Here is a 5,161-nt window from a genome sequence, read left to right as displayed (position 1 = left end):
ATCACGCTGGTGAGCAGACCTTCAAACACGCGCGGCGGGGCGAAGTAGTAGGTGGGCCCGACTTCCTTCAGGTCGATGGTGACCGTGGCGCCCGACTCCGGGCAGTTCACCACGTAGCCGGCCACCAGCCACTGCGCATACGAAAAGATGTTCTGACCGATCCAGGCCGGCGGCATGTAGGCCAGCACCTCGTCGGCGGGGCTGAGTTTGTCGAAACGTGCACCCACGTCGGCGCGGTTGATCAGCGTGTGGTGGGTGTGCACGACACCCTTGGGGTTGCCGGTGGTGCCGCTGGTGAAGAACATCGCCGCCACGTCATCGGGCTGGCAGGCCGCCACCTGCTCGCGGAACAATTGCGGGTGCACCTTGGCGTGTGCCTGGCCCGCGGCGATCAACTCCTCCAAACCAGCGAGGCCGGGCTGGTCGTAGTTGCGCAGGCCGCGTGGGTCGTCGTAGTAGATGTTGGAGAGCTGCGGGCACTGCTCGCGGATTTCCAGCATCTTGTCGACCTGCTCCTGGTCTTCCACCACACAGAAACGCACGTCGGCGTTGTTGATGGGGAAAACGCATTCACCGCCCACTGCGTCCTGGTAGAGCGGGATCGGAATGGCGCCGAGCGATTGCGCGGCCAGCATGGTGGCGTAGAGCCTGGGCCGGTTGGCGCCGATCACCACCATGTGCTCACCGCGCTTCAAGCCAGCCTGGTGCAGGCCGCAGGCCAGTGCCTCGACCAGGCGCGCCATGTTGGCCCAGCTCGTGGTTTGCCAGATGCCGTATTCCTTCTCGCGCATCGCCGGCGCGTCGGGGCGGCGCTGGGCGTGGTCCAGCAGCAGCTGGGGGAACGTGGTTTGCATGTGTGTCTCCTGGGGCCGCTCGTTGGCCGGCATCTGAATGTCCCGCACAGGACACTCTTCAATGAACCGGATCGTATGACTTCGTTTGACGTCGTGTTGTCGGTACGACGACAATTGCGGGTCATCCCTCCTAGGACTTTCCCCTACGGGTTTGCGCCCGGCACACCGACATGAACCCCTTCAGCCCCCACCGCTCCGGCAGCGATCTGCGGGAGCGCGCGCGCGCTCCCACCGAGGCAGAACTGGCCGAGATCCCCTGGTTGCAACGACTCACGCCGAGCGAGCGCCAGCGTGCGGTGGATGCGCTGGTGGTGGGCGAAGCCGACGCGGGCGACACCATCTGCCGCTTCGGCCGACCGGTGACCTATTGGTTTGGTCTGGTGGACGGCCTGCTCAAGATGAGCAACGACGATTCACAAGGCCCGGTGGTCACCTTCACCGGCGTGGCGCCGGGCGGCTGGTTTGGCGAGGGCACGGTGCTCAAGCACGAGCAGTACCGCTACAACATCCAGGCGCTGCGCAAAAGCCGCGTGGCCGGCCTGCCAGTGGCTACGTTTGACTGGTTGCTTGACCACTCGATCGGCTTCAACCGTTTTGTGATGCACCAGCTCAACGAGCGCCTGGGTCAGTTCATCGCCGCGCGCGAGATCGACCGCCTGAACAGCCCCGACCTGCGCGTGGCGCGCAACCTCGCCTCGCTGTTCCACCCGCTGCTCTCGCCCAACGTGGGTGGCGTGCTGCGCATCACCCAGCAGGAACTGGCCTACCTGGTGGGCCTGTCGCGCCAGCGCACCAACGAAGCGCTGACCACGCTGGCGGCCAAGGGCTGGATCCGGGTGGAATACGGTGGTTTGCGGGTACTGGACCTCGCGGCGCTCAGGTCCGGGCAATTGGATGAATCGTGACCCCCACGCTCCGCCGCTGCGCGGGTCGCTGCCTCCCACGGGGGCTGGCCTTGCTTGGGAGCGGCCCAGCGCGGCGGCCCATCTGGGATGATCGACCCATGACAACCGACAAACCCGCCCGCACGCTCAAGCTCACGCCGGGCGCAGCACCCAAAAAACCCGCCGATCCCTTTGCGCCGCGCCGCGCGCCAGTGCGCCCACCCGGCCCGGCCCGCGCCAAGAGCGTGTCGGCCTCGGCACCCAAGCCGCCGCGTGAACCCTCAAAGCCCTACGGTGCCCAGCGCGGTGGCCCTGAAGGTGATCGCAGCGAGCGCCCGCGCTACAACGCCGACCGCCCGCGCACAGGCCCCGGGACTGCACCACGCGGCGACGACCGCGGCTGGAATGAGCGCCCGGCACCGCGCCGCGCGGACGACCGTTTTGCGGCGCCCGATCGCCCGCAGCGCAGCCCGTCCGCCGCACCGCGCCCACCACAACCCCACCGGCCCGACCTCGCCCGCGTGGGCAATGTGCGCGGGGAAATCCGCCTCAACAAACGCATGGCCGACCTCGGCCTGTGCTCGCGCCGCGAGGCCGACGAATGGATCGCGCGCGGCTGGGTGCTGGTCAACGGCGAGCCCGCCGTGATGGGCATGCCGGTGGCGCCCGACGCGCAGGTGGAGGTGTTGCCGCAGGCGCGCCACCAGCAGGCCGGGCAGGTCACCATCCTGCTGAACAAGCCGGTGGGCTATGTGAGCGGCCAGCCCGAAGACGGCCACGAAGCCGCCGCCACGCTGATCGGTGCGCCCAGCCAGTGGCGCGGCGACGCCAAGAACCCGGCGGACGGCCGCCGATTCGCGCCCGAACACACGCGCGGCCTGGCGCCGGCGGGCCGGCTCGACATCGACTCCACCGGCCTGCTGGTGCTCACGCAGGACGGCCGCGTGGCGCGCACGTTGATCGGCGAGAGCAGCGGCGTGGAAAAGGAATATCTGGTGCGTGTGCAGTTCGCGCCCAACGGCCCGATGGGCGCGGGCGTGGTCGCCGAGAACGTGCAGGCGATCTTTCCGCCGCACCAGCTGGCCCGGCTGCGCCACGGCCTGAGCCTGGACGACCAGCCCTTGAAGCCCGCGCAGGTGGAGTGGCAAAACCCCGAGCAACTGCGCTTCGTGCTGGTGGAGGGCAAGAAGCGCCAGATCCGCCGCATGTGCGAGCAGGTGGGGCTGCACGTGGTGGGTCTGAAACGTGTGCGCATCGGGCAGGTGGTGCTGGGGAATCTGCCGGTGGGGCAGTGGCGGTATTTGCGGACCGACGAAAGCTTCTGAGCTTGCGGGTTTCGCTCTGAGGCCTCGCCGGAACAGCGGTGCGAAACCCGAGCAAGCCGATCACTTTCACGCAAAAGGCGGGACACCAGGGTCACAATGCCCCATGACCCGTGCAAAACCTTCCGCCACCCGCCAGGCTCTGCTGCGCCACCTGCGACCCAGTGACCTGCAGGCGGCGGTGCGCCTGGCCACGCAGGCCACCACCGGCGTCATCGGTATTGCCGAGGGTGTGCACCAGTCGGTGCGCCGCAAGATGGGCATGTCGGCCGGCACCGAGCCCGATCGCACCGGTGGCCTCACCGGGCAGATTTACCGGGGCATCCGCGGCGTGACCGCCATGGTCGGCCACGGGCTGGACGGTGCCCTGTCGACCCTGCTGCCGCTGCTGGACGACCCCGCCACCCACCCCGAGCCCTCGCCCGGGCGCGAAGCCGTGCTGGCCGCGCTCAACGGCGTGATGGGGGACCGCCTGCTGGCGCAGAACAATCCGCTCGCCCAGCGCATGGAGCTCCGCCTGGCCGGGCTGGCCCTGCCTATGGAGCGGCCAGCGCCGTTGCGTGAGCGCCTGGCCGGTGCGTCGCCCCACCTGCTGCTGATGCTGCACGGCCTGTGCATGAACGACACGCAGTGGCTGCGCGCCGGTCACGACCACGGCGCGTTTCTGGCGCAGGCGCTGGGCTGCACACCGGTTTACGTGCGCTACAACAGCGGCCTGCACACCTCCCTCAACGGCCGCGAACTCGCTGGCCAGCTTGAACGTCTGGTGGCGCAATGGCCGACCCTTGAATCCATCACTGTGCTCGGTCACAGCATGGGTGGCCTGCTGGCGCGCGCCGCCGTGTTCTACGGTCGCCAGATGGGCCACCGCTGGCCCGCGCAACTCAAACACCTGGTGTTTCTGGGCACGCCGCACCACGGCGCTCCGCTGGAGCGTGCCGGCCACGGGGTGGACGTGTTGCTCTCCGCCTCGCCCTTCACCTTGCCGTTCACCCAGCTCGGCATGTTGCGCAGCGCCGGCATCACCGACCTGCGCCATGGCCATGTGCTGGACGACGACTGGCAGGGCAGGGGCCGGTTCGACTCCCCGCATGACCACCGCGTGCCGCTGCCCCTGCCCGAAGGCGTGGCCTGCTTCACCGTGGCGGCCACGCTGGCGCCGCAGCGCGGCCTGATGGCCGACCGCCTCACCGGCGACGGCCTGGTGCCGCTGCGCAGCGCCCTGGGCCAGCACGACGAGGCTGCGCGCCGGCTGGTGTTTGCCAAAGACAGCCAGCGCACGGTCTACCGCACCGGGCACCTGGAACTGCTCTCCAGCCCGGTGGTGGCGCAGCAGCTGGTGCAGTGGCTGGCGCCTGTGGTGGTTGAAGCCGACTGAGGTCAACGCGCGGCCCGGCTTGAAATCGCCGCTGCCGCCCATAATTCCGCCTCGCGAACACTCCCGCCCCGGGAGCTCCCCCCATTTTCTTTTCCAACGAAATCCCATGAGCAAACAAACCCTGTCGTTCCAGGCCGAAGTGGCACAGCTGCTGCACCTGGTCACCCATTCGCTGTACTCCAACCCCGACATCTTTCTGCGCGAGCTGGTGTCCAACGCATCGGATGCCTGCGACAAGCTGCGGTTTGAGGGCCTGAACAACGCCGCCTTGTTTGAAGACGCGCCGAACCTGGACGTGCGCGTGGGCTTCGACACCGAGGCCCGCACCATCACCATCACCGACAACGGCATCGGTATGAGCGCCCAGGAGGCCATTGATCACCTGGGCACCATTGCCAAGAGCGGCACCAAGGATTTCATGAGCCACCTCAGTGGCGACCAGAAGCAGGACGCGCAGCTCATCGGCCAGTTCGGCGTGGGCTTCTACTCGGGCTTCATCGTGGCCGACAAGATCACGGTGGAAAGCCGCCGCGCCGGCCTGCCAGCGGTCGAAGGCGTGCGCTGGGTCAGCGGCGGCACGGGCGACTTTGAAGTGGAGACCATCGAGCGCGCCGCGCGCGGCACCAGCGTCACGCTGCACCTGCGCGAAGACGCGGGCGACTACCTCGACCGCTGGAAGCTCAAGTCCATCATCGGCAAGTACTCCGACCACATCAGCCTGCC

5 protein-coding genes are annotated in these 5,161 nt (G+C 68.4%); 4 read left to right on the top strand and 1 reads right to left on the bottom strand.

Translation table 11 applies throughout. From position 1 onward, the window contains the following. Positions 1 to 854: AMP-binding protein (locus Q0C59_RS18530; protein ID WP_291218327.1), on the bottom strand; the 854-nt coding region annotated here is incomplete at its 3' end. Between the two features lie 170 nt (positions 855 to 1,024). On the opposite strand from Q0C59_RS18530, the gene Q0C59_RS18525 reads away from it, so the two are divergent. The 4 genes from Q0C59_RS18525 to Q0C59_RS18510 all read left to right on the top strand — a co-directional run. After that, positions 1,025 to 1,759 (top strand): Crp/Fnr family transcriptional regulator, encoded by a 735-nt coding sequence (locus Q0C59_RS18525; RefSeq protein ID WP_291218325.1) that lies wholly within the window; start codon positions 1,025 to 1,027, stop codon positions 1,757 to 1,759. A gap of 98 nt (positions 1,760 to 1,857) precedes the next feature. Then, entirely contained in the window at positions 1,858 to 3,063 is a 1,206-nt protein-coding gene (locus tag Q0C59_RS18520) for a pseudouridine synthase (protein ID WP_370870418.1), read from the top strand. A gap of 103 nt (positions 3,064 to 3,166) precedes the next feature. After that, on the top strand, positions 3,167 to 4,438 hold the full coding sequence (locus Q0C59_RS18515; RefSeq protein WP_291218322.1) for a triacylglycerol lipase: 1,272 nt from the start codon (positions 3,167 to 3,169) through the stop codon (positions 4,436 to 4,438). A gap of 106 nt (positions 4,439 to 4,544) precedes the next feature. Beyond that, positions 4,545 to 5,161, top strand: a 617-nt coding sequence (locus tag Q0C59_RS18510; protein ID WP_291218320.1) for an ATP-binding protein, incomplete at its 3' end; no start/stop codon positions are given.

The organism is Hydrogenophaga sp., assembly GCF_022844385.1.
Classification (GTDB): domain Bacteria; phylum Pseudomonadota; class Gammaproteobacteria; order Burkholderiales; family Burkholderiaceae_C; genus Hydrogenophaga.
This window is presented reverse-complemented; position numbering and strand designations above follow the sequence as displayed.